Source organism: Levilactobacillus spicheri DSM 15429 (assembly GCF_001435095.1).
GTDB lineage: Bacteria > Bacillota > Bacilli > Lactobacillales > Lactobacillaceae > Levilactobacillus > Levilactobacillus spicheri.
The window spans coordinates 101,231-124,856 of sequence record NZ_AZFC01000036.1; the positions used below are offsets into that span (position 1 = coordinate 101,231).

Below are 23,626 nucleotides of genomic sequence, written 5' to 3' on the forward strand. Positions count from 1 at the left end.
CTTTCTTCTCCGGTTACTTCAAGTCGTACCAGGTCGGTCCGTAGTGGCTCTCCACCTTCAGCGGAATCTCGAGCGGCACGGCGGAATCCATGATTTTCGGAACCAGCTTCTCCAGCGTCGGGATCTCATCGGCCGGGGCCTCAAAGATCAGCTCATCGTGGACTTGCAGCAGCATGGTCGCTTGCAGGTCCTTGATGGCGTCCTCCATCCGGATCATCGCGATCTTGATGATGTCGGCGGCGCTCCCCTGGATCGGCGTGTTCATGGCCGTCCGTTCGGCAAAGGACCGTTGGTTAAAGTTCCGCGAGTTGATGTCCGGCAAGTACCGGCGGCGGTGGGCAATCGTTTCGACGTAGCCCTTCTCGTGGGCCACCTGGACCATGTGTTCCGTGTACGCCTTCACACCGGGGTACTCCTCGAAGTAGGTATCGATGAATTGCTTGGCCTGCTTGCGGGTGATGCCGATGTTTTGCGACAGCCCAAAGTCACTGATGCCATACACGATTCCAAAGTTGACGGCCTTGGCCTGCCGCCGAATGTTCGGCGTGACCTCGTCATCCGGTCCCAGCTTAAAGATCCGCCGGGCCGTGGCCGCGTGGATATCTTCGCCCTCACGGAAGGCTTCCTGCATGTTGGCATCGTGACTCATGTGCGCCAGCACGCGCAGTTCGATCTGGGAGTAGTCGGACGAGAAAATCTGCCAGCCCGGGTGCCGGGGCACGAAGGCCTTGCGAATCCCTTTGCCCTCTTCGGTCCGGACGGGGATGTTCTGCAGGTTCGGGTCGACCGAGGACAGCCGTCCGGTCTGCGTCAGCGTCTGCAGGTACCGGGTGTGGACCTTGTGATCATCGGGATGGATGACCTTGAGCAGACCCTCGACGTAGGTCGATTGAATCTTGGCGATCTTCCGGTACTTCAAGATATTCTCGGCAATTGGAGCGTCGGCCGCGAGCTTTTCCAGCACACCGACCGCCGTCGAGTACCCCGTCTTGGTCTTCTTCAGAACCGGCAACTTCATTTTTTCAAATAAGATGTGGCCCAATTGCTTGGGCGAACCGATGTTAAATTCTTCGCCGGCCTCGTTGTAGATGGTCTGCTCGATCTCGGCCAGTTGCTCGCTAAACTTGCTGCCCATCGCGTGGAGCTCGTCGGCGTCGACCGTGATTCCGGCAATCTCCATCCGAGCCAGCACGAAGGCCATGGGCAATTCGATGTTGCGGTACAGGTCGGCCTGGTCATTTTCGGTCAGGTCCTTGAAGAGCTGGGCCTTCAAGTGTTCGATGGCCCGGGTCTTCCGGGCGAGGTGCTTGAAGAAGACGGCATCGTCACTGGGAATCGCCCGCTTGGCCCCGCGCCCGTACACGTCCTCGTCGGTCTCGACCTGATCATAACCGTGCTCGGCGGCCACGCGCCCCAGGTCGTTACTGTTGTCGTAGGTGTTCAACAGATAAGAGCACAGCAGGATGTCGCCGTCGACACCGGCCAGCGTGATGCCCAACCGGTTCAGGCCGACGTAAGTACGTTTCGCGTCAAAGACCTGCTTCTTCACCTGAGCATCCGCCAACAAGTCCTTGAGCGGTGCTCGTTGCAGCAGCTGGGTGTCGCGGCTGACCCACCAGTGCTCCTGCTGGCCGATTGCAAACCCGACGAAGTCCGCCAGGTGGTAGTTATCGCCGTCCATTTCCAGGTAGAAGGCGCACTCGTCCGTGATGTCGATGCTCTCCAGGTTATCCGCCGTCAAGACGGTGTAGTCAATGTCCTGCAGACCGGGCACGGCCGCGGGGGCCTCGCCGTCGATCGACAACTTCTTCAAGAAGGTCCGAAAGTCCATCTGTTGGTAGAAGGCGACCAGGGCATCCATGTCCGGTCCCTGATACGTCAGGTCACTCAGCTGCAGGTCGACCGGGGCGTCGCGGTTAATGGTCGCCAGCTTCTTGGATAAGAGGGCGTTATCGTGGTCCTCCACCAGGTGTTCCTTCAGCTTCTTCGCGGTGATCTCATCGATGTGATCGTAAACGCCCTCGACACTGCCGTACTGGGTGATCAGGTCCACGGCCCGCTTGGGGCCCACCCCGGCGACCCCGGGATAGTTATCGGAGGTGTCACCCTGGAGCCCCTTGATGTCGATGATCTGTTCGGGGGTCACGCCCATCTTTTCCTTCACGTAGGCCGGGGTGTAGTGCTCGATCTCACTGACCCCCTTCTTGGAGATGGCGACCGTGGTGTGGTCGTTAGCCAGCTGGGTCAGATCCCGGTCCCCGGTCACGATGGTCGTGGTGAAGCCATCCGCTTCGGCCCGCTTGGCCATGGTCCCGATGATGTCGTCGGCTTCGTAATCGGGAAGCTCGTAGGTCTTGATCCCCCGTGCTGCCAAGAGTTGCTTCAAGTACGGGAACTGCTCGGACAGCTCCGGCGCGGTCTTGGCCCGGCCGCCCTTGTAGTCGTCGTACATCTTGGTCCGGAAGGTCACCTTCCCCGCGTCAAATGCCACCAGCGCGTGGGTCGGCTGCACGTTCGTCAACATGGTTTCAAGCATGGTGTTGAAGCCGTAAATGGCATTGGTGTGTAACCCCTCACCGTTCGTAAACCGGCCCAGGGACGTATACAGGGCAAAAAACGCCTTAAACGCCACACTGTTACCGTCGATCAATAATAATCGTTTCTCCGCCATAATGGGCTCCTTTCACGCGACACGGTTCCCGTCGCGTTCGTCTATTCTGGGTCTATTTTACCAAAAATCCCCCTAAATCCGAAACAAAACCTAGGTCCTGGTGAAAAGTTTCCGGGACGGGGTCAAATTGAGGGCCATCTAACACGCGTTGCCCTCCGTAGAACGGGTCGCCGGCTTGCACCGTAGCCTCATGATTTCGGCCCATGAAAAAAGCCCCGACCGTAGCCGGGACTTTCGTGGTATCTCATCCTTAGTCGCGGTTGCCGCCACCAAAGATACCGATGATTTGTAAGATTTGTAAGAACAGGTTCACAAAGTCCAGGTACAGTTGTAAGGCCCCGGTAACGGCTAATCCGGTCGTGGAGACCTGGTCACCGTATTGCAGGTACATCTTCTGCATCTTTTGCGTGTCCCAAGCCGTCAAGGCGGCAAAGATGATCACGGCAACGAACGAGAAGATCAGGGCCAACAACGTGCTCTTCATGAAGATGTTAATGACCATGGCCACGATCAACCCGATCAGCGCGGCCGTGGCTTGGGTCCCGACCTTGGACAGGTCCCGCTTAGTGGTCATCCCGATGACCGCCATGGTAATGAAGACGGCGGCACTGGAGACAAACGCCTGCGCCATCGCCGTTTGCGTGTAGATCAACGCGTACGTCGATATCACGGCACCGGTAATCACCGCGTAGACCATCAGGCCCCCAAAGGCCACGGTCGGCCGCTTCATGGATTGGGCACTGATCACGAACGGCAAGATGAACCAAACGATCAATCCGATCAGCATGCTGCTGCCACGCATGGCGTAGGCACTCCCAGATGCAACCATATAGTAAGCTGTCGCCGCGGAAACTAATACGGCTAACCCCATCCAACCAAACATCTTGGTCAGAAAACTATTCAGGCCAACCTGGGTATTAATTGTCTCGCGGGGCTGTTGTTGAAAATTATTCATAAAACGCTCCTTCTTTCAAATCAATTCCCGACTTAGCTACCACTACGAATAGTAGCCACCTCTAAGGTTACTGGAATACATTCTAGCAAATCTCCCTGCAAAGGGCCAATAATCTATCCGAAAGTAAGTGAAATTTAAGGTTCCCGGAGCGGCGCGGCCTGTGACCATCGGCGGTCACCGCCGCTTGTTTTGCGCAGCGGGGCCGTGCCGACCACAGGCTCCGCAGTCGTTTGCGCCAAAAAGGCCATCCCGCAAGCACTGCCGGATGGCCTTCGAACCGTTTAATTAGTTATTCTTCAAAGATAAGTGACTCAACAGGTCTTCGTAGGCCCGTTCGTACTTTTGCACGTCCCCGGCACCCATGAAGACGACAACAGCATCGTGGTAGTCCAATAGCGGCGACATGTTGTCGACCGTCAGGATTTCGCCACCCTTGGAGATCTTGGCAGCGAGGTCCTTACTGGAGACCGCCCCTTGCGTTTCCCGCGCGGAGCTAAAGATGTTGGTCAGGTAGACCTTGTCGGCCAGGTTCAGGCTCTTGGCAAAGTCGTCCATCAGCGCAATCGTCCGGCTGAAGGTGTGTGGCTGGAAGACCGCGATGATCTCCTTGTCAGGATACTTTTGCCGTGCGGCATCCAGGGTCGCCTTGATTTCGGATGGATGGTGCGCGTAGTCGTCGATGATCGTCATGTCGGCCATCTTCCGTTCCGTGAACCGACGCTTAACACCCTTGAAGTCGGCCAGTTCACGCTTGATTTCGTCCATGTTGACCTTTTCGAAGTAGGACACGGCGATGACGGCCAGACTGTTCAGCACGTTGTGTTCCCCGAACAGGTGAATCTCAAAGTTGCCTAAGAGCTTGCCATCGTGGTACACGTCGAAGTTGGAGCCGGTCGTGGAACGCTTGATGTTCTTGGCTTGGAAGTCGTCCCGGTCGCTGGTCCCGTAGTAGTAAACGGGCACGTCGGTCTTGAGCTTCCGCAATTCGGGATCGTCCCCCCAGGCAAAGATGCCCTTCTTGACTTGGTTGGCCCAGGTCTCAAAGGCACTGTACACGTCGTCGATGCCCGTGTAGTAATCGGGGTGGTCGAAGTCGATGTTGGTCATGATGGCGTAGTCCGGGCTGGTCGCCAGGAAGTGCCGCCGGTATTCGTCGGCTTCGTACACGAAGAACCGTGCGTTGGGCGTCCCTTTCCCGGTCCCATCACCAATCAGATAAGAGGTCGGTGCAATGCCGCTCAATACGTGGGACAGCAGACCGGTCGTGCTGGTCTTCCCGTGGGCCCCGGCTACCCCGATACTGGTGTAGCCTTCGATTAAGTGACCTAAGAACTCATGGTACCGGTAGACCGGTAACCCCATTTCGCGAGCCTTCTTGATTTCAGGATGATCATCCGTAAAGGAGTTCCCCGCGATGACCGTTAACCCTTCGTGGATGTTGGCTTCGTCAAAAGGCATGACCTTAATCTTCGCCTGTTCCAATCCCCGTTGGGTAAACGTGTATTGCGTGATGTCTGAGCCCTGAACTTGAAAACCCTTATCATGTAAAATCAGGGCAAGGGCACTCATCCCTGATCCTTTAATTCCGACAAAATGGTACACCGTTGCGTTATCCATTAAATGATCCTCTTTTCTACTCAACTCAGTCCGATTCCAAGAAACCCATATAGACCCGTTTGAGCTGCTCTGTTTTTATTTTAGCATATCCCCCACCCCCATAAAAGAACTGGGGGCTCAATCCACGTGAGGCCTATTCATTTTAAGATGAAAAGGGTGCACCCTGATCATGGGGTTCGGGGAGATCTTTCCCGAGGTCGTCCGGCGTCAGGTAAACCTCCCGGGGTTTGGACCCGTGTTGCGGCGACACGTAGTTGTGCTGCTCCAGGTCGTCGATCAGGTTGGCGGCCCGGTTATACCCGATGGAGAAGACCCGTTGCAGCTTCGACGTCGAAACCGTCTTTTCCTGGGCAATGTATTCCAGGACCTTCGGCAAGAGCTCGTCTTGGTTCTCGGCGGCGGTCTCCTGCTTCAACAAGCCGTTCGGTTCGAAGGCGTACTGAGGCTTTCCCTGGGTCCGCACGAAGTCGGTCACCCGATCGACCTCGCTTTCCACGAAGGCCCCTTGCAGCCGCATCGGCTGGCTCGCCCCGTTGCCTAAGTATAACATGTCCCCGCGACCCAGCAGGCTTTCGGCCCCGGTCGTGTCCAAGATAGTTCGGGAATCAATCTGACTGGAAACCATGAAGGCGATTCGCGTTGGAATGTTGTTCTTAATGGTCCCCGTCACGATGTCGACGCTTGGCCGTTGCGTGGCGACCAACAGGTGGATCCCTGCGGCCCGGGCCTTTTGCGTGATCCGGACGATGTAGTCCTGCACCTCGCTAGCCGCCATCATCATCAGGTCGGCCAACTCGTCGATAATGATCACGATGTACGGCATCTTCAGCCCGGGTTCGTCGTTGGCATCCGCGCGGTCGTTAAATTGCTCGATGTTCCGCACACCGGCGGCCGCCAACTTCTCGTAACGTTCGTCCATTTCGGTGACGACCCACTTCAGGGCGGCCGCGGCCGCCTTCGGATCCGAGATCACGGGGGCCAACAGGTGGGGCAACCCATCGTACGGCGCCATTTCAACGGCCTTCGGGTCAATCAGCAGCAGCTTGACCTGCCGCGGGTTGGCCTTATAGAGAATCGACAACAACAGGGAGTTGATGAAGACACTCTTCCCGGAGCCGGTCGCCCCGGCGATCAGGCCGTGGGGCATCTTCCGCAGGTCGGTGACCTGGGGTTGGCCAAAGAGGTCGACCCCGAGGGCCACCGTCAGCGGCGATTCGCTCTTCTTAAAGGCGGGTGAGTTCAAGATTTCCGACAGCATGACCGGCCGGGACTTCTTGTTCGGAATTTCGATCCCCACGGTCGGTTTCCCCGGAATGGGGGCCTCGATGCGGATGTCCTTGGCGGCTAAGGCCAGCTTGAGGTCATCGTTCAGGTTAGTGATCTTATTGACCTTGACCCCTAGCGCCAGCTTGATTTGGAACTGCGTGACGGTCGGTCCGATCGTCCAATCGGTCACGTGCGCGTCGACGTGGAAGGCCGTCAAGGTCGTATCCAGGACCTCCGCTTGATGTTCGATCCACTCGTCCAAAGCGGCCTCGTCCGGTACCACCGGCTTCGGCAACAGGCTCAGATCCGGGAAATGGTACCCCCGAATGGGCGCGTCGTCGGCCGTGGCGGTCGATTCTGGGGCCGGCGCGGCATCCGCAAAGAGGGCCAGGTTGCGTTGTTCGTTGCCTTCCTCCTGCATGATGTCGCCTAACGAGTGTCCCAGGCCCCGGCTTGGCTTGGCCTTCGCCTTGGGCGCCGGTGCCGCCGACGTCGCCGTTGGAGCTGGCGTCTCAGGCTGCGGATCGGACACACTGGTTACCGTGGCGGCTGACGTTGACGTTCCCGCGTCCGAAGCCGAGGCGGTCAACGAGGCAGCAGTCGTCTCAGACGCCGGTTCCGCAAGGCTGGCCGGGGTCTCTGAAGTCGGGGTCGGCACGTTTTCAGCCCGTGCCAATAACCGTTGAACGTCCGGATCACTCGGCGTCTTCTCAGCGGATGCTTCGGTGGCTGGCGCTTCCGTGACCCCTCCCCTCCCCTGGGGTGCCGGGACGGTCCCGACGGGGAGGTAGTCGACCATGGTCGTTGGCCGGACGGGTGCACTTGGTTCGTCCGCGGTCGTTGGCGCGTCTTCGGTCGGCGCTGGCTGGTCATCGGCACTGGCCACCGTCAAATCGTGCTCGGCGATTGTTGAGGTGTCCGCCGGTGCTTCTGCGGATGCTAAAGTGACTGATTGTTCTGCTTGTTCTGAATTTTCTGATTCAACTGCTGGTTCCGGTTCCTCGGACGGTGCTGGTTCTGCCGCCGACGCCGATTCGTCGGTCGATAAGGAGGCTTCTGAGGCTTCTGAGGCTTCCGTCGTCACGGACGGGACCGGTTGCGCCGCGGTTTCCTCCTCGGCAACGGATTTTTCTGCTGCCGATGCGGTCGCGGCCGGTTCGTCAGCGGAGTCGGCCGGAACGGTTGGCTCGAACGTCAGGCTTTCCGGATAGAACACCTCCGTGGGGGCCGGTTCCGCCATCAATTCTCGGCCCGGAGTCACCACGGGTGCGTGGTCCGTCGCAGTCGCTGACGAAGTCGGAACAGCTGACCGGTCAAAGTTTGGGTCCGGTTGAAAGACCTCCGTTTGTGCAGCGGGAGCCGACGTCCCGGCAACTGGTTCCGCCGGGGCCGTTGGCGTGACCGCCGGTTCAGCTGATGGTGTCGTGACTTCTGCCGTCATGCTCGGAGCCGCCGGCGTCTGACTCCCCGGTTGTGCGAACAACAGGAAACTATCCGCCGACTTTTTTAATTGTTGGATCAACCGCTGGTAACGCTGGCGGCCGCTGGTGATGCGGTGCGACCAGTGTAATTGTTTGGGAATTTCCGTCACCTGAAAAGGCCGGTAGTTGCCGTTACCGGCTGGTTGGTTCGGCGTCTCCGGGTGATCGTTAGGAGCCGGTGTTGCCGTCACCGGTGGCACCGGTCGCTGTTCTGGTTGGGCGTTCCGCCGTTGTCGTTGCTTGACCTGGGACGCCGCCCGTTCGGTAATTGGGTCTTCTCGTTTTACTGGCGTCGGTTTTACCGGAAATTTGCGATAAAACGCCGGCCCATCATAGTGCTCCATGTTGCTTCCTCCTTGACGGGATGTGCCGCCGTTTTTCTATTCTAAGAGAGGAGCTGTCGTTCAATTCCACGACGATTTGACTCATTCCCTGTTTTATTGGCAATCGTTACTTGCTAATCTTCCCTATTGTACACAAAAAAGCGGGTCACCGACAAGGGCTGACCCGCTTTCATGACTAATTCTTAGACTGTTTTTTAAACCCGTTTACCTAGGCCGTAAAAATCGTCTGGCCCCGGTCAAAATCGAAGGGGTCGCCGACCTGATAATCGTCCGGTAAAATCAAGGCACCCGGCCGTTGTGGCGCGTTGGCCAAGCCCAGTTCCCGTCCGGAACAGATCATCCCATCGCTGGGAACACCTCGTAACTCGCCCGGCCAGATGATCAAGCCGTTGGGCATCATCGCCCCCACCTTGGCCACGACGACCTTGATGTCGGCTTGCATGTTAGGGGACCCGCTCACAATCTGCAGGGTCTGACCATCGTCGACTTCCGTTTCCGTGACCAACAGGTGGTCGGAATCGGGATGCGGAGTGGCCGTCTTCACGTAACCCACGATGAACCGTGAGCACGTCTCGGCAACCAGTTCTCCCGCGAAGCCGGCCGCCTCTAAGGCCTGGTTCAACGCGTCAACGTCAGCGGCGGACAGGAAGACCTGGCCTTGGCCGGTGATGTCGGGCAGAATGTGGGAAACATCGAAGAAGTTGTAACCCAACGACTTTTCAGTCTCGGGGTCGTAAATCCGGGCGATGCCGTCGCGAACGGTGTGGGCCTGTTGGGGCGTATCCTGAGCAACGACAACGATTAAAGTGTCCCCTAACTCGCGGGGATTGTAACTAGCAATTAACATGTCGGAATCCTTTCAAACTGTTTTTTTAGTTGGCTGGTGTTGATAACGAATTGATGAACGTCTCAACCTCGGCCTTGGTCTTGCGGTCCTTGTTGACCAACCGGCCAATCTCTTGACCATCGGCGTACGCGATAAAGCTAGGAATCCCGAACACGTTCAGGTCCGCCGCTAAATCGATGTTTTCGTCGCGGTCAACGGCGATGAACTTAAAATCAGGGTATTCGGCTTCAATCGCTGGCATGGCCGGCTTGATGAAGGCGCAATCTGGGCACCAAGTTGCGGAGAAGAACAGCATGGTTTTGCCGCTCTTGACTACGTCTTTGAGTTCAGTGGATGACATCTTAGGTAATTGTTCCATATGTGAACACTCCTTTATTTAAGTCTCATTAAGCAACATGCCATATTATAGCAGTTTTTGACGGCTTGTCGAACTTTAACCCCTTACTTTTTCAAAGTGAAACGGTCATCCGCCCCATTTTGCGTGCACCACCCCCCGCCATCCCCGGCTTTCAGGAAGCTCACCGGCCGCACAAAAAGGCCATCCCCGGCTGAGAGATGGCCCGTTGACATTAGCGAATGATCCGCACGTCTTTCGCGGCGGCCGTGATATAGCCGCCCGCCACGCGATACCGCAACGTGTCCGCTTTGTTAAACGTCGCCGCGTGGGTGTAGTCCCAGCCCAACACCCGAACCTTCTGCCCCTTCACGAAGTGGCCGTTACGGGTCGTCAGGTTAACGGTGGCGTATCGATGAACGCCGCGCTTCATCTGAACGGTCTTGGCGGCAGTGACCTTCCCCGCCTGAACCAGTTGCTTGTTGGCCGTGATGTAGCGGCCGTTACTCAAGACAAACCGGGTCGTCAGGTTGTGCCGTTCGATTCGTTTGACCGTCAAGACCTGCCCCTGCCGGTAATGGGCCGTCTTGTGGGTCAGGCTCTTCTGTCGGTAGGCGTTCACGCCGGCCGGATTGATGACCGTCACCGTCTTCTGACGACTGGCATAGTACGCCGGGGTCACATAGGCGCTTTTCGCCGTGATGTAGCCGACCTGCCCCGCGGTCCGGCTGCGGTGGTTCACGTCCTTGACTTGGTAGCGCAGTTTTCCGGTCTGCGACCGTGCGTAGCCGGTGACCACGAACATCGGCCGGTTGATGCGGGCCTTCTTCTGGTACCACTGAATCCGCTTAGCGGCCGCGAAGGTCTTGTCTCGGTACAACCCAATCTTCTGTGTGGCGAGGACCACGCTGCCCTTCTTGGCCACCGTGGCGCCCGCACCGCCCGTGGTCAGGGGCGCATACACGTAGGTGACTGTCTGGGCGGTCGCCGTGAAGGTGCCCGCCGCGGTCCCCGTCGTCTTCATGAGCACGTAGCCGTCCAGGTCGGGCGCCGTCGTCGTGTACCGGTCGCCCGCCTTCCCCGTTAACATCTTAGTGGGTGCCAGGGTCTTCCCCTGTTCGTCCTGATAGTGGACCGTCACCGTGCCCGTTTGGGTCGTTGGCACCGTTGGCTTATCGGGATTGGTGGGTGTTTCTGGCTCGGTGGGTGTTTCCGGATAAAGGGGATCCGTGTCCCCCAAAACGACCACATAGGGGGCCACGTAGGACGTATCGACCGTCACGGTTCCCTGCTCATCCACGGCCACCACGGCCTGGGTCGCCGGCTCGGCGAGTTGCTTTTCCATGGCCGCCTGCGATTTAGCGGGGTTGGCCGTCGTCAGGTCGAGCCCGTGGCCGGTCAGCCCTAAGACCGCCGCCATCGCATTCTGGTTGCCCTGCGAATTGGCCTGGAATTGCGTCGTGAACCGGGCCGCCAATTTATCCGGATCATCCGCGTAGCTGTAAGTCTTCTCGTACTCCTGGAAATATTCCTCATAGTCGCTTCCCTCGGCCTTAACGAGCTGGGTCTGTAGCGTGGCCGGATAATCCTTGACGAAGTCCGCGGCCGTATAGGTTCCCTCCAGGTACCGTTGGACCCGACTCACGACCCACGCTTGAAGGTACGCACTCACGGTCAAGTCCTGGGTCAGGGCTGCCACGCTCTGGTAGTCATCGGAATGGACACTGTACAAAAATTCGGCGTACGTCTGGTTCGCGTCCACTTGAAAGGCTTGATCAAAATAGGGCTGCAAGAAGGCCGTCAAGTCCGCCGCCGTCAGCCCGGCCGGGTACGTTAAGCCCGCCAGGTAGGCCGGATCCGCCGCCTGGCTCGCCGTCACCGTCTGGGGCAAGCCGCTGAACTCCGGATTCAGATAGGTCGTTGGCTGGCCGTCCCTCCAGGCCTTAATTCCCGGGAGTTGCACCCGGTCCACCGAATACGTGTTCTTGGTTGCCGCCCGGGCCGTCACCGTTGCCGCGTGCCCGCTGACGAGGCCCACCGGCACCCCGCCCCCGAGTAAGGCCAAGGTCGCCGTGGTCACCAATAGCTGTTGAATCGTTTTACGTTGCATGGTAAAGTCACCACCTAGGTTAGATTTAGTCAGGTTGTCTTCTCAACAAGCAAAGTATACCATCAACTATCTGATGGGCTGGTCAATTGTCACTATTACTTTTCAACAGTTCGTATTGTCTCGAGAAATCGTTCGGCCTGCCCCGCTCAATCCCCGGTAAATCAGCGTTTTGCCGACGAGGGGCTTTGGTTCAGTCAACCATTCAACTAACCGGTGCCACCACCCCAACCGGCCACCGAAAATGGCCCTCAGGACCGCCTCATCGATGACGGATCTTTTTGTCAAATTCCTAGCATATTACGGGCAGTTCACCCAAATCCTTGCTATACTTAAGACAGAAGTGGTGGTAACATTGCCCAATAACAATCGTTTAAGGAGGCGGTCGTATGGCTGCTAAAAACGGACAACTGTATCAACTAAGTCTTACCGGCGTTCTCGGGGGCATCATGGGCATTTTCATCACCCAATTATTCAAGGGCGTCACGCATCAGGACCCCGACGCCATCCTCGATCACGTCAAGCGTCAATTCCGCCAAGAGTCCCCCATTGAGGGCGCCTGGATCGAACACCAGACGGTGCCGTTCCAGAAATTCGCGGTCAAGACGCGCGTCTACTATGGCGGGATCAACCGTTACGAAGACGATCAGCTGGTTCAATACCAATTCATCGCCGACGCCAAGACCGGGAGTGTCCTGGACATTCATCGGCTATAATCTTTCATTGCAATCAAAAAATCAGGAAGAAAATTCTCACGAATTTTCTTCCTGATTTTCTATTTCTGGGATATTGCCGAACGGGGACAAAGGGCGGCCGCCCAACATCCCCGTTCTTCCGCCGACGTTACCCTAACGTCGGCGTTTTTAATTTTTTGGAACGATTACTGAGATCCGTCCGCACCAATAACACGTCACAGACCGCGTTACCGATGACGTAGCCCGCCGTCGATCCGAGCATCATCCGCTCGACCACGTTGGCCCCCGTGGCGCCCAACATGATCAGGTCCGCGTGAAATTCCCGGGGCAACGTCTTGGCCAGGTCCGTCTTGACGTGCCCGTAGTAGACCGACGTGGTGACCTGCTGCACCCCGGCGTCTTGCGCCCGTTGCCGGTACTGCTGGACCAGGTCCTCAAAGTGCTGTCGGGACTCGTCCATCACCTGTTGGTCGACGTAGCCGAAGCCGACTTCGGTATTTCCCAAACCGACGAATTGCCCGCCACTCAAAACCGTGACGATAATCAATTCCGCCTGGTTCCGCGCCGCCACCGCAATGGCCTTGTCGAGGGCCCGCTTGGCCTGGCGGGACCCGTCAACGCCCACTAGAATGTGTTGGTATTTCTGTGTCATTGCCATCACTCTCTTTTCGCTCTAATCTACGTGCTTACTTAGTCAATTCGTACTCCGCCTGACCGTAAATCGCCATGGCATTCAGCAGATCGGCTTCCGGCTGGAATTCGTCGGCCTGGTGCATGGTGTCTTGCGTGCCGGGGAACAGGGCCCCAAAGGCCACGCCCCGCTTCATCAGCCGGCCGTAGGTTCCCCCACCGACGACTTCCGGTTGGGCGGTCAGATCACCCGTTTGTTGCCGGTAAACGTCCATCAAGGTCGCCACGATCGGATCACTTGGGTCGACGTAGTGGGGAACCATCTCACGGCCCTGCTCGACTTGTGCGTCCATCCCGGCGGTCGCCGCCTGGAGACCAGCCAAGATTTGGGCCGCGCCGGTGCCGGTCGGGTAACGGAAGTTGGTATTGATCAGGCCACCCTCTTGGGCCTTAAAGGTCATGATACCGACGTTCATGGTCAGATCCCCCATGACCTTGTCGGTGTAAGCCAGTCCCAGCTTGTGGGCCCGTGAGTCGTCGTGGAGCTTGGTCGCCAACAGCGTCAAGAAGTTCCGGGCATCGCCCCCAAAGTCGTGGTTGGCCAGGAAGGTCGCCAGATACGTGCCGGCGTTGATTCCGTTCTTGGGCTCCATCCCGTGGGCCGCCTTGCCGACCACGTGGAAGTGAACCTGTTGTCCCGTCGTGGTCGCCTCACCGGTAATGGGCGCCTGTTCGACGAAGGCGTTGAACGCGGTGGTCAATCCCGCCGCATTCTCCGTGGTCACCGTGGCTTCGGCATCCCGCGGCACCATGTTCATCCGCAGCCCCGAATCGAATTCGTCCAGGGTCAACGTGCCCCCGTTGGCGCCCTTCAGGTGCGTCTCAAAGGTCACGTTTCCCTTTTCACCGTTGATCAGTGGGAATTCGGCGTCGGGCGAGAAGCCCAGGGTCGGGGCCGGTTCCACGGCGAGGTAGTGGTTCATCCCCGTCCAGTCGCTTTCCTCGTCGGTTCCGATGATGAAGCGGATGGTCATTTTAGGTTCGATGCCTTGATCTTTCAGCATCCGCAACCCGTAGTAGGCGGCTAACGCCGGGCCCTTGTCGTCGGAGGTTCCCCGACCGTACAAGTTGCCATCCTTGGCCGTCAACGTGAACGGATCCGTGCTCCACCCTTTACCGGCCGGCATCACGTCGGCGTGGCCCAGAATGGCCAGCGTCTGGTCACCGGACCCGTATTCGACGTACCCCGCCAGGTTGTCCAGGTTCTTCACCGTGAAACCGTCGCGCTTGGCGATGTCCAGGAAGGCCGCTAACGCCTTGGCCGGACCAGGCCCTAACGGATAGTCCTCCGTGGCCAATGAATCATCCCGGGAACTGTCAATGCTGACTAACGTTTTTAAGTCCGCCACGTAATCGTCGCGGTAGGTCTGTGCTAACTTTTTCCAATCAAGTGCCATGATTGAACCTCCTTGAATGTGCGGTGACGGCTGTCCCGCCACGCTTACCCCAATTCTAGCATACCGGGACACCGTTTTCATCTGGGAGAAATGCTATACTGAAAACAAACCAGACATTCAGGAGGTCGATTCTATGGAAACACTTACTGCAGCCATCTTACCCGCAACCATTCGGCGGCGGCCCGCCGATAGCCACAAGGGAACTTACGGCCGCATCACCCTGATCGGGGGCAACCGCAACTTCGGCGGGGCCATCCTAATGGCCAGTGCCGCGGCCGTCTACGCCGGGGCCGGTCTGGTCACCACCATCACCGACGCCAGCAACCAGGGGAGTCTACACGCCCGGCTCCCGGAGGCCATGTTCGCCGACATCACCGACACGGCCATGACCCAGTCACTCATCACCAGCGCTAACGTCGTGGTGGTCGGACCCGGACTGGGAACGGACGCCGCCGCCCTGGCAGTCCTCAAGACGGTCTTTGCCACGGTCACGGCCGAACAAACACTGGTCATCGACGGCTCGGCCATCACCTTGGTCGCCCAACACCACCTGACGCTGCCCCAAGCTCACCTGGTCTTCACGCCCCACCAGATGGAATGGCAACGCCTGAGCGGGATTCCCATCGCCGAACAGACCGCGGCTCGCAGCCGGGCCGCGGCCGACCGCTTACACGCCACGGTCGTGGTCAAATCGCACCGGACACAGATCTACACCCCCAGCGCGACCTACGAGAACCCCTTAGGCACGCCCGCGCAAGCCACCGGGGGCATGGGCGACACCCTCGCCGGCATGGTCGGGGGCTTTCTGGCCCAGTTCGCCGACCCGGACCAGGCCGTTCTGGCCGCCGTGTACGCCCACAGCGCCATCGCCGAGGAACTGGCCGAACGGCAGTACGTGGTCTTACCCCACCAGATCATCGACGAACTCCCCCGCTTCATGCACGAGCACCAGGCGTGAGGCACTCATCAAAAAAGGCAGGCCGAAAATTCCCGATTTTTCCGAGAATTTTCGGCCTGTCTTTTTAGAAAACACGTCCGATTTCAACTAGCTTAACCGCTTTAACTCATCACGATTCGGTCACATCGGCATCCAATGGCGCGACCACCGCATCGATCTCGGCGGCGCGCATCCCCCGGTAGGTCCCGATTGGCAGGTCCCCCGGCAACTGCAGCGGCCCCAGTGACGTTCGGGTCACCGAACCGGTGGCGTTGGGCAACGCGACCAAGGCCGGTAACGCCCGCGCCACGTCTTGGGTCCGCACGGTCACCGTGACGTACTTTTGGCGTTGGTTGACCGTCGTTTGGACCTGGTCCCAGGCGGCGTTGGCCAACTCGGCCGGCACCGCGGTCCCCGTCAAACGCGTGGTCAACGTGCTGGGCCAGGCAATCTGGCGCACGTCGTCCAAGAACCGGTGGTCGTCACTCAGGACGACCACGCCCATGACCTCCTTGGGCAGGTCGGCCACCGCCCCCAACTGGCGCTGCTGATCCAGCACGTTGAGCAGACTGCCCACGCTGTGCGCCACGGTCGGGTTCAGGTCGATGGTGACCCCCATGGGCTTATTGACCAGCAGGTATTGGGGCTGACGGCCTGTTACGGCGGCCCCGTCGACCTGCACCTGATCAGTGGAATCGACCTGCGTGTGGCCCGCGACGATCACCGCCCCGTTGAGCGTGACCCGTCCCTGCCGTAACAGGCGCATGATTTGCCGGTGCGTGCCCTGATGGCGTTCGGTTAAATAGTGTTCAATATTCATCCACTTGCCTCCTAACGAATGTGCAACCGCCGGCGCAGCCCCGCGACCCGGGGTCCCATGATGTCATCGGCCAAGCGGCTCCGCAACATGGTATAGACGTAGAAGTAGCCCCCGAGGATGGCGGCGATCGCCGTGACCACGAAACTCATGAACCGGCCATCGCCGGCGACCAGCATACCCAGCCATACGACGACCCGGGCAATCACGAACGTGACGATCGACGCCAACAGAATCCCGTTGGTTCGTTTGGCAATGGTGGCGTAATAGATGCCAAATTGTTGATTCAGGGAATGGATGATCAGGTAGCAGGTGACCAGCATGCCCAGTCCGGTCGCGAGCAACGGCCCAAAGGTCCCGAAGAAGTAGACCAACGGCCACTGCGCCACGAACTTCACCACGGTCCCGACCACGAAGTACTTCACGGCCCGCTTGTTCTGCGAAATGCCCTGCATCAACGCGGACACCACCGTGTACAGCCCCAGGATAATCGCCAGGTACGAGGAGAACGCCAAGATCGACGCCCCCAAGGCTTCCTGAGCGTGGCCGTAGAACACGATGTTCAGCGGCCGGGCGACCGCCGACATCCCCAGCGAACTCGGAATCATCACGAATTCAAACATCAGAAATGCGTTCGTCAGTTGGTTCGAGATTTCGCGCTGGTTGCCCCGCGTGTACGCTTCCGATAATAATGGCACGACCGTGATGGCCAGCGCCGAGGCCAGCGAGATGGTGATCATGATGATCTTGTTGGCGTTGACCCCAAACAGGGCGAATAAGTCGTTCAAGAAGGCATCGCTGTAGTTGCCCGCGGCGTGCATAATGGGGGCAAACGTGTACTGGTCGATCAGTTGAAAGATCGTGATCCCGGCCCCCAAAACGATAAACGGGACCGCCTGCTGGACGATCTCACCGTAAAGTTGCTTGGCCGGCACCACCAGCTCGTTGTTACTGCCCCGCACCAGTGACCGAAAGTACCCCCGTCGGCGCCAATAGTAGACACCGAGGATCAGTAGGCCACAGAGGGCCCCCACCGCGGCCGCAAAGGTCGACTGCGCCACGGCCGTGACCCAGTTACCCTTCAGGACCCGCATGATGATGAAGGCCGTTAACAGCATATACACGACCCGGGCGAGCTGCTCCACGAACTGGGAGATTGCCGAAGGCGCCATCTGCTGGAACCCCTGGAAGTACCCCCGCGTGAGACTCATCGTGGGGATGATCAGGATGGCCCAGGCCAGTGAATGCAGCACGGGCACCAGGTTTTGATCCCCGCCGGTAAAGAGGTTGGCCCCGAAGTACATCAAGGCCGCGATGGCCACCCCGGTGCCGATGGCGATCACCAAGCCCCGCTGATAGAGCCGGACACTGATCCCGTACTCGTTCAGCGCGTTGTAGTGGGCCACCTGCTTGGCGATTGCCGAGGGCACCCCGGCGATCGCCGCAATGAGAAAGAAGCTGTAAATGTTGTACCCTTTGCCGTAAAGGGCGTTCCCTTGTAAGAAGAAGGACCCAAACCAGATGCTCCAGGGGATGATGTACACGGCCCCCAGGATTCGCGAGAAGATACTCCCCGCCGTCATCCAGGCGGAGCCCGCGACCATCTGCTCCTGTGCATCGACGGGTTGGCTTCCCGCGTTTTCAGATCTTGCCGACATTTGACACCCTACTTTCACTTGTTAAAATTCCACGAACTGCCGACTTCGCTGTCAGCAGTGAACTAATCAAACCAATATTATACCATAGCTCTTTCGGAGGAAATCCCTGTTTTCGGTAAAGATTTCGGTAACATTGCCGAACTAATGGGGATTTCAACGGTGCATTGCTTACCGGATGGGCCCAACAGTGGTATTCTAGAAGTAGTGAGAGGTAACTTGGTGACTGTATTAAGGAGGCAGGCCAGATGGCACAAATTGCTGCTGGAGCCACTGCCACCCCGAAGATGCAAATGTCCCCGGAGCGTGCACACGAAGTGGTTCAAATGACACAACGGATTCGGCAAAACTTTCCAGAGTTAAACGCCGTTCCCGATGAACAATTGATTTACGCAACGTGGCGAAGCTTCAAGCGCATCGATCAAACCAGTGATAGTGATTATCACAAGATGGCAAACGTCTTTTTTCGTGAGTTTGACCGGCACTTGCTGCACTACCAATTCTCAAAGGCGGGCGAAGATGACGTAGTTCGTCACCGGTTCTTCGCCATCATTACCGACCTTTTTCAATAAACAATGTTCGCGCGTCCGGAAACTTCCGGGCGCGTTTTTTGGTGCCTAGCGTCCCGGTCCCCCGTTCACCACCCGTTTGCGCTATACTAAGACTATTCCCTGCACTGGGCAACCCAGTACAGGACTGACATAATGAGGTGATGATGTTATGCGCTACTTAGCCATTCTCGGCAGTCACGAACGGGACGGTATCACCGCGGGCTACCTGCACGCGGTGACCCAAGCGCTGCCCGCCGACGCGGCCGTCGAGACCGTTTTTCTGCGGGACTACGAGATTTATCCGGACACCAAGGGCCACCCCTGTCCGGCCTTAGATCAGATTGAAGCCAAACTCGCCGCCAGCGACTTTTGGATCATCTGTGCCCCGACCTATTGGGGTGGCCTGTCGGGCGTCACTAAGCAGTTCTTCGACTGCCTGCGGTTTCGCCTGGTCCGGATGAATTCCGTGGGCGACACGCTCCCGGGAAAATACAAGAACAAGCACTACCTGAGCATGACGACCTGCTTCGTCAGTTCGACCGAGAACTTCTTTACCGGCATCACCGACCAGACCTTCGTCACGATTGACCGCGTCCTGACCGGTGCCGGCCTGATCAAGGTCGGCGAGTTCGTCGGGACCGGGACCTGGGGCACCCACGCACCCCGTCCGGAGAAGCTCCGTGCCTGCCAGCGCTGGGGCCAGCGTATCGCCAACCGCCCCCGAAAGGATGATAATACCGTGAAACGTTACCTGTTACTCTTCGTCATGATCGCCGCCATGGCCCTGGTCACGATGGGCCTCCAAGCTTGGTGGCTGGGCGTCTTCGCCCCCGGCAAGTTCTGGGTGACCTACGTGAGCTTCGTGGTCATCTTCTTCGTCCTCTTAGCCAGCCTACTGCACTTCTTCACCTTCGTGCGGCACCGGCGACGGTAATGTGGTGCCCGGTTACCTTTAGCATGCCACACCATTCAGTCCACCGTTGACGGACTTGCTCAACTTCCGGTGGGATGCTTCGGCTAGTTTCCTAATGTTCCCCACAGCAAAAAAGGCTTTCCCGGTACCGGTGGGTATCGAGAAAGCCTTTTTTGCTAGTTGCTGTGGGTCAAGCGGTCTTAAGTGCTGATGACCGCCCGCGCCAGAAAAAACGTTTTTTAGTTGGCCACGATGTTGACCAGCTTACCAGGGATGACGATGACCTTGCGGACCGTCTTCCCATCGGTGTGGGTCTTGACCGTTTCGTCGGCTAAGGCCTGGGCCTCGATGGCGTCCTTAGCGGCATCCTTGGCGACCTTCAAGTGCGCCCGGACTTTACCGTTGACTTGGACGACCATTTCGACCACGTCCTCGACTAATTGCTTCGGGTCAAAGGTTGGCCACTTGGCGTAGGCAATCGTCTCGTCGTGCCCCATCAAGGACCAGAGCTCTTCGGCGATGTGCGGAACGATCGGCGAGATCAACTTCACGAAGCCTTCCATGTAGATCAATGGCAGACTGTCGGCCTTGTAAGCCTCGTTCACGAAGACCATCAATTGCGAGATGGCGACGTTGAACCGCATGTTCTCGATATCGTCGGTGACCGTTTTGACCGTCTGGTTGTAGATCTTGTCCAACGTGCCATCGTTGATCATCGTGACCCGGTCACGCAGATGGTTGTTGTCGTCGATCAATAACCGCCAGACGCGGTCCAGCCACCGTCGTGACCCGTTGATGCCTTCCGTGCTCCATGGCTTGGAAGCTTCCAACGGCCCCATGAACATTTCGTACAGCCGCAGGGTATCGGCCCCGTGTTGCTCGACGATTTCGTCGGGGTTGATGACGTTGCCCTTGGACTTGGACATCTTTTCGTGGTTGGTCCCCAGGATCATCCCCTGGTTGACCAGCTTCTGGAACGGTTCCTTGGTTGGGACGACACCCAGGTCGTACAGGAACTTGTGCCAGAACCGCGCGTAGAGTAAATGCAGAACCGCGTGCTCCGCCCCACCAATGTACAGGTCGACGGGCATCCAGTACTTCAATTTCTCGGGATCGGCAATCATCTTGTCGTTGTGCGGATCAACGTACCGCAGGAAGTACCAGGAACTCCCGGCCCACTGTGGCATGGTGTTGGTCTCGCGCTTCCCCTTGCGTCCGTTCTTGTCCACGACGTTGACCCAGTCATCCAGGTTCGCCAAGGGACTTTCACCGGTTCCGGACGGCTCCAACTGCTTAGCAGCCGGCAACCGCAACGGTAATTCGTCTTCGGGAACCAGGGTCGTTTCACCATCTTCCCAGTGGATCACGGGAATCGGTTCACCCCAGTAGCGTTGCCGCGAGAAGATCCAGTCCCGCAGCCGGAAGTTGACCTGCTTGTGCCCGGCATCGTGCTGTTCCAGCCAGTCGGTCGCGGCCTTCATGGCATCGGCCTTGTTCATGCCGTTCAAGAAGTCGGAGTTGATATGCTCGCCGTCGCCCGTGTAGGCCTCGGCTTGTACGTCGACCTCCTCCCCTTGAGGGGCAATGACCTGCACGATCGGCAGGTCGAACTTCGTCGCGAAGTCGTGGTCCCGCTCGTCGTGCGCCGGCACAGCCATGATGGCCCCGGTCCCGTAGGATGCCAGGACGTAATCGCCGATCCAGATTGGCAACTTCTTGCCGTTCATCGGGTTGATCCCGTAGGCACCGGTGAAGACCCCGGACTTGTCCTTGTTCAGGTCGGTCCGTTCCAGGTCCGACTTGTGCTCGATGCTTTCCTTGTACGCCTTGACCGCATCAGCCTGTTCCGGCGTCGTGATCTCGTCGACTAAGGCATGTTCGGGCGCTAAGACCATGTAGGTCGCACCGAACAGGGTATCTGGACGAGTCGAGTAGACCTCGACCTTGGCGTCAGCGTGCCCGTCAACGGGGAAGAAGATGCTGGCCCCTTCGGACCGGCCAATCCAGTTCCGTTGTTGCTCCTTGATGCTTTCCGGCCAGTCCAGGTCGTCCAGGTCGTCGATCAACCGGTCGGCGTAAGCCGTGATCCGGAGAACCCATTGCCGCATTGGGACGCGGTAGACGGGGTAACCACCCCGTTCAGTCTTACCATCGATGACCTCTTCGTTGGCCACGACGGTCCCACCCATGAAGTCGGGCGCCCAGTTGACCATGATCTTGTCTTCGTAGGCCAGGCCCTTCTTATAGAGCTGTTCGAAGATCCATTGGGTCCACTTGTAGTACGATTCGTCGGTCGTGTTGATCTCGCGACTCCAGTCGTAAGAAAACCCGAGGGAACGGATCTGCCGTTTGAAGTTCTTAATGTTGTGGGCGGTGAAGTCCTTGGGGTTGTGCCCCGTCTTCAGCGCGTACTGTTCGGCAGGCAAGCCAAAGGCGTCCCAGCCCATGGGGTGCAGGACGTTGAAGCCGCGCATCCGCTTGTAACGGGCCATAATATCCGTTGCCGTGTACCCTTCCGGATGCCCCACGTGCAGGCCTTGGCCGGACGGGTAAGGGAACATGTCCAGTACATAGTACTTTGGCTTGGACGTTTCGTCCGACGCCTTAAACGTTTCGTTGACGCGCCAGTAATGTTGCCACTTGCGTTCAATGATCTCATGTTTGTATGCCATGATGCGTATTTCTTCCCTTCTCATAATCAACGTTGAGTCGAAAAAAGCCCCCAGAAATTTGCCAAAACGGCGCATTTCTGTAGGGCGTTTGAGCGCGGTACCACCTACGTTTTCCCAATGTTTGGGACTCAGTGGCGGATAACGGCGCCAGACGCCCACCTTGCGGCAGAGACACTCGGAGATAAGTTCGGCCTGACGAACAACGGGTTTTCAGCACCACCCGCTCTCTGCTTGTTCCTAAGGCCTACTACTTCTCGTCAACGTTTTGATAACTGTTAATTGTTCTAATCTTAGCAAACCCCTAGGGGAAAAGCAAGGCGTGCCCCGGGATATTTCGGGCCATTTTCCAACTGACCGTGTGCTATACTTGACCTACTTTATTTAGATAAGGGGGGGCAATCATTTTGCCAAAAATTTCCCGTTGGCGCTGGGGCCTCGCCTGGACCGCCGGCGTGCTTTTTCTGATCGACCTCTGGGGCGTCACGACCCACCAGGCCTGGGTCAGCGGCCTCGATCAGGCGGTGATTCACCTGATTCGCCGTCCGGTCCCTAGCGGCCTAAGAGACACCCTCATCGCCATCACGACCGCCGGCAATCCCCGGCCAGTCACCTGGCTGACCATTCTGCTGGTAGTCGCCTTGATGATTGCCCGCCGTTACCGGGCCAGCTTCTTCATGGTCATCAACGTTTTGGGCTGGGCCGGCCTGGGAAACTACCTGATCAAGAACCTGGTTCAGCGGCCGCGGCCCACCGTGGACCGGCTGGTGAGTGCCAGCTCGTACAGCTTTCCCAGCGGCCACTCGATCACGGCCATGTTGCTCTGGGGGACCGTCATCGTCCTAGCGGGACGCTATCTCCGTCACCAACCGGGGTGGCGCTGGCTGCTGATCGGCCTCGCCAGCCTGTGGATCGTGGCCATCGGCGTATCCCGGGTCTTCGTGGGGGTCCACTACCCGACCGACGTTCTGGCCGGCTGGTTGCTGGGCTTCTTCCTGTTGACCCTGACCCAATGGTGGCTGACCCGACATGGAGGCGACTTTTAACGTGAATTTACCGAATGCTTTAACTTATAGCCATACGCTCCTGCAGGAATGCGTCTATGACGGCGCCACCGTCGTCGACGCAACGGTCGGCAACGGCCACGACACCCTCTTTCTCGCCCAGCTGGTGGGCCCCAGCGGCCAGGTCATCGGCTTCGACGTCCAGGAAACGGCCCTGGCGCACACCCAGACACAGCTTACCCTGACCGGACTGGGTGCTCAGGTCGCGCTGCACCACACGGGCCACGAACACGTGGCGCGCTATCTGCCGACCGACAAACCGTTGGCCGCGGCCATTTTCAACCTCGGTTACCTGCCCGGGGGCGACAAGTCGCAGATCACCCGGGCCGCCACGACCCTGACCGCCGTGAAGGCCTTATTGCCCCGCCTGATCAAGGGGGGCCGGGTCATCCTGGTGGTGTACGCGGGCCATCCCGGCGGCCAGCAGGAGGCCCAGGCCGTTCACGACTTTTGTGCGGCCCTGCCCCAACAGACCTATCAGGTCCTGCAATACGGCTTCATCAACCAGATTCACCACCCGCCTTACCTGCTCGCTATCGAACGGCGGTAGACCCGGACGAATTGCCCATTGACGGTGCATCTTCGGTGAGCGACAAACGCTCTGCCTGGAAGCCTG

The 23,626-nt window shown here is 58.4% G+C and carries 18 protein-coding genes and 1 other annotated feature; of the genes, 6 read left to right on the forward strand and 12 right to left on the reverse strand.

Going from position 1 to position 23,626, the window contains the following annotated elements; all coding sequences use genetic code 11:
• Positions 1-13: 13 nt before the first annotated feature.
• The 7 genes from polA to FD37_RS12080 all read right to left on the reverse strand — a co-directional run bounded on the left by polA (position 14) and on the right by FD37_RS12080 (position 11,625).
• Positions 14-2,671, reverse strand: a complete 2,658-nt coding sequence (gene polA / locus FD37_RS12050; protein ID WP_056965440.1) for a DNA polymerase I — start codon at positions 2,669-2,671, stop codon at positions 14-16.
• A 250-nt stretch (positions 2,672-2,921) separates the two neighbouring features.
• Positions 2,922-3,626, reverse strand: coding sequence for a Bax inhibitor-1/YccA family protein (locus FD37_RS12055; protein ID WP_045806770.1), 705 nt, complete (start codon positions 3,624-3,626; stop codon positions 2,922-2,924).
• Positions 3,627-3,911: 285 nt separating this feature from the next.
• Positions 3,912-5,243, reverse strand: coding sequence for a UDP-N-acetylmuramate--L-alanine ligase (gene murC, locus FD37_RS12060; RefSeq protein WP_045806771.1), 1,332 nt, complete (start codon positions 5,241-5,243; stop codon positions 3,912-3,914).
• Positions 5,244-5,385: 142 nt separating this feature from the next.
• Positions 5,386-8,334: a DNA translocase FtsK gene (locus FD37_RS12065; protein ID WP_056965441.1), complete on the reverse strand. Its 2,949-nt coding sequence runs from the start codon at positions 8,332-8,334 to the stop codon at positions 5,386-5,388.
• 208 nt (positions 8,335-8,542) lie between these two features.
• The gene (gene ytpR / locus FD37_RS12070; protein WP_056965442.1) at positions 8,543-9,181 is read right to left on the reverse strand and encodes a YtpR family tRNA-binding protein; all 639 of its coding nucleotides are present in this window, start codon (positions 9,179-9,181) and stop codon (positions 8,543-8,545) included.
• 25 nt (positions 9,182-9,206) lie between these two features.
• The gene (locus tag FD37_RS12075) at positions 9,207-9,539 is read right to left on the reverse strand and encodes a thioredoxin family protein (protein ID WP_045806774.1); all 333 of its coding nucleotides are present in this window, start codon (positions 9,537-9,539) and stop codon (positions 9,207-9,209) included.
• A gap of 211 nt (positions 9,540-9,750) precedes the next feature.
• The gene (locus FD37_RS12080) at positions 9,751-11,625 is read right to left on the reverse strand and encodes a DUF5776 domain-containing protein (RefSeq protein ID WP_056965443.1); all 1,875 of its coding nucleotides are present in this window, start codon (positions 11,623-11,625) and stop codon (positions 9,751-9,753) included.
• A gap of 386 nt (positions 11,626-12,011) precedes the next feature.
• Here FD37_RS12080 and FD37_RS12085 point away from each other — a divergent pair, with 386 nt between their 5' ends.
• Positions 12,012-12,338, forward strand: a complete 327-nt coding sequence (locus tag FD37_RS12085; protein ID WP_045806775.1) for a membrane protein — start codon at positions 12,012-12,014, stop codon at positions 12,336-12,338.
• Positions 12,339-12,465: 127 nt separating this feature from the next.
• Here FD37_RS12085 and FD37_RS12090 read toward each other — a convergent pair whose 3' ends face one another.
• Both FD37_RS12090 and pepV read right to left on the reverse strand, forming a co-directional pair.
• On the reverse strand, positions 12,466-12,969 hold the full coding sequence (locus tag FD37_RS12090) for a universal stress protein (protein WP_045806776.1): 504 nt from the start codon (positions 12,967-12,969) through the stop codon (positions 12,466-12,468).
• 34 nt (positions 12,970-13,003) lie between these two features.
• Positions 13,004-14,404 (reverse strand): dipeptidase PepV, encoded by a 1,401-nt coding sequence (gene pepV / locus FD37_RS12095; protein ID WP_056965444.1) that lies wholly within the window; start codon positions 14,402-14,404, stop codon positions 13,004-13,006.
• 133 nt (positions 14,405-14,537) lie between these two features.
• On the opposite strand from pepV, the gene FD37_RS12100 reads away from it, so the two are divergent.
• The gene (locus FD37_RS12100; RefSeq protein ID WP_056965445.1) at positions 14,538-15,362 is read left to right on the forward strand and encodes an NAD(P)H-hydrate dehydratase; all 825 of its coding nucleotides are present in this window, start codon (positions 14,538-14,540) and stop codon (positions 15,360-15,362) included.
• A 109-nt stretch (positions 15,363-15,471) separates the two neighbouring features.
• Here FD37_RS12100 and FD37_RS12105 read toward each other — a convergent pair whose 3' ends face one another.
• Positions 15,472-16,161: a pseudouridine synthase domain-containing protein gene (locus FD37_RS12105; RefSeq protein WP_056965446.1), complete on the reverse strand. Its 690-nt coding sequence runs from the start codon at positions 16,159-16,161 to the stop codon at positions 15,472-15,474.
• Positions 16,162-16,172: 11 nt separating this feature from the next.
• Positions 16,173-17,816 carry a putative polysaccharide biosynthesis protein gene (locus tag FD37_RS12110; protein WP_045806780.1) on the reverse strand — a complete coding sequence of 548 codons (1,644 nt, stop codon included), beginning with the start codon at positions 17,814-17,816 and terminating at the stop codon, positions 16,173-16,175.
• Positions 17,817-18,061: 245 nt separating this feature from the next.
• Between FD37_RS12110 and FD37_RS12115 the strand changes: the two genes are divergently transcribed.
• Both FD37_RS12115 and FD37_RS12120 read left to right on the forward strand, forming a co-directional pair.
• Positions 18,062-18,385: a hypothetical protein gene (locus FD37_RS12115; RefSeq protein WP_045806781.1), complete on the forward strand. Its 324-nt coding sequence runs from the start codon at positions 18,062-18,064 to the stop codon at positions 18,383-18,385.
• Between the two features lie 148 nt (positions 18,386-18,533).
• Positions 18,534-19,298, forward strand: coding sequence for a flavodoxin family protein (locus FD37_RS12120; RefSeq protein WP_045806782.1), 765 nt, complete (start codon positions 18,534-18,536; stop codon positions 19,296-19,298).
• Between the two features lie 218 nt (positions 19,299-19,516).
• Here the strand turns inward: FD37_RS12120 and leuS are convergent, their stop codons facing one another.
• A complete protein-coding gene (gene leuS, locus FD37_RS12125) occupies positions 19,517-21,949 on the reverse strand; it encodes a leucine--tRNA ligase (protein WP_056965447.1) in 2,433 nt (810 codons plus the stop codon).
• A gap of 77 nt (positions 21,950-22,026) precedes the next feature.
• Positions 22,027-22,219: a binding site (T-box leader), on the reverse strand.
• A 134-nt stretch (positions 22,220-22,353) separates the two neighbouring features.
• Between leuS and FD37_RS12130 the strand changes: the two genes are divergently transcribed.
• Together FD37_RS12130 and mnmM are read left to right on the forward strand one after the other, a co-directional pair.
• Positions 22,354-22,992 (forward strand): phosphatase PAP2 family protein, encoded by a 639-nt coding sequence (locus FD37_RS12130; RefSeq protein WP_056965448.1) that lies wholly within the window; start codon positions 22,354-22,356, stop codon positions 22,990-22,992.
• Entirely contained in the window at positions 22,976-23,560 is a 585-nt protein-coding gene (gene mnmM, locus FD37_RS12135) for a tRNA 5-(aminomethyl)-2-thiouridylate-methyltransferase MnmM (protein ID WP_056965449.1), read from the forward strand. The genes FD37_RS12130 and mnmM overlap by 17 nt, the downstream gene beginning before the upstream one ends.
• Positions 23,561-23,626: the final 66 nt, after the last annotated feature.